This is a genomic window from Candidatus Frankia nodulisporulans (assembly GCF_902806475.1).
Classification (GTDB): Bacteria; Actinomycetota; Actinomycetes; order Frankiales; family Frankiaceae; genus Frankia; species Frankia umida.
Map to the genome: position 1 here is coordinate 1 of NZ_CADCWS010000443.1, position 1866 is coordinate 1866.

A 1866-nucleotide genomic window follows, 5' to 3' on the forward strand; every position below is an offset into this window, starting at 1 on the left:
CTCGGCCGAGGTGACCCACAGGTGGTAGCGCGACTTCAGTCCGACCTGGCGGGCAACGTAGGGGCACTGCTCGCCGGGACTGGGCGGCAGCCATTCGGCCGCGTCCTGGTCGCTCTTGCGGATGTTGGTCGGACCGTCCACGGCCAGCAGGTTCTGGGGATCGTTGGCGAACTGCAGGCGCTGGGCGTCGGTCCACTCCAGAGCGCCGGTGCGCCATGCGTCGGCGAGCGCGACGACATGGTCGATCTGGACGGCGGACGCACTGCGGGCGCGGTTGAACCGGATGATCCGGGTCGTGTACGGGTCGGTGAGCTCGCCGGTGAGCACCGTGCAGTTGTCCGCCTTGCGCAGGGTCGTGCTGCGCATGTCGCGGCGAAGGATGTCGTTGCGGGTGTCGCAGCCGTTGTGGTCGACGTCCGACCAGGGGGTACCGAACGCGTCCCGGCGGTACTTCGGCGAATTGTCCTCGGCGCGGACGGGCAGGGTGCCCAGCAGGGAGAGGGCCGTCCCGGATCCACCGGCGGCCGCGGCTGCCGGGGACGTGCTGGACAGGCCAAGCGCCGAGCCAACCCGGTCGGCGGTGCTACCCGAGCAGGACGCTGTCAGACCCACGCAGACAGCGACGATGCTCAGGATGCCCAGCCGGCCGACGCGGCCGACGGACCCGGGGCGGTCAGCTGGTCGTCGGTGGACTGGCTGACGGGCATGGCCGTCCGGTACTACCTGGCCGCGTCGACCCTTCGGGTCGACGCCGACACCGCTGCCTCGCACCTGTCTCCTCGTCTTGGCGATGTGTGGTCAGTGGACGACCACACCGCCCATCCGTCTTGCGTCTGCTTGAGCAGACAGTCACGTTAGCCGGCTGCCGTGCGCCGTGGGTGACAGGTGCGGGAGGTCGAAGGGAGATCCCAGCAGAAAATCGCTGTGTGGCCGGGTGACCCCGCACAGTGCGCCGGTGCGGTCCAAAGCGGAGCGCGCGGTCGGGCTGGTGTCAGCGGATGGTGAGGCGTGCGCCGGGGCTCTGCGGGCTGGCATGCAGCTCGAGGACACGCGGCTGGGCATCCTTGGCCACGTCGAAGACCAGGGTGCCGCGCCTGGTCTCGCCGGGTTCGATGGTCTCCCAGAGATCCTCGCCCAGTTTGAGGCGGGCGAGCAGACTCGACTCGTGCTTGTCGCCCCGGCTGTCCAGGAGCAGCTGGGCGGCGTTGTCCAGGGACGCCTCGGTGCCGCCGGTGTTGCTGACGGTCACCTTGGCCAGGCAGAAGCGTCCGTTGGCGCGCAGCGCCAGAATGCCCTCGCCGAGCTGACTCTGGGAGCAGTCCAGGTCGGTGACGGTGAAGGCGAGACCCTGGTCGGTGACCGTATCGCCGATTCCGGGGGCGCGTGGTGACGGCGTCGCGCCGGCCGATGACGTGGTGACCGTGGCTGGTCCGGTACCGCCCGAGCCGTCGTTCTTGGGCAGCGACACGATCACGATGACCGCGATCACGGCGGCGACGATCACCCCGGCGATCAGGGCGAGCTGGCGGCGGTCGGGTCCGCGGCGGCTCGGTGCGGGCGGATAGGGGCCGTAGGGCTGGCTCGGTCCGCCGGGCCCACCGGTGCCGGGAGCCGCGCCGGGCAGTGGCACCGGTCCGGTGCCGGGTGCGGGGGGTGCTCCCAGCGGTGCCGAGTGGGCCATCCGCGGCGGCGGGGCGGGCGAGGGCATCGGGCCGCGAACAGGCGGTCCGGCTCCTCGCGGTGCTCCGCCGCCGGCACCGCGGGGCGGGGGGCCGGGTTCGCGGGGTCGGCCGGGGTCACGCGTCGGCATTCCCACCCGCGGTGGCGGCATCCCCGCCCGGGCCGACATCGGTGCCTCACGCGACA

At 72.1% G+C, this 1866-nt stretch carries 2 protein-coding genes; both read right to left on the bottom strand.

The window, feature by feature from the left end; translation table 11 throughout:
• On the bottom strand, window positions 1–771 hold a 771-nt coding region (locus G6R24_RS20620), incomplete at its 3' end, for an HNH endonuclease family protein (protein ID WP_420840684.1).
• A 220-nt stretch (window positions 772–991) separates the two neighbouring features.
• A partial coding sequence (locus tag G6R24_RS20625; RefSeq protein WP_225438876.1) for a DUF4352 domain-containing protein occupies window positions 992–1866 on the bottom strand: 875 nt, incomplete at its 5' end.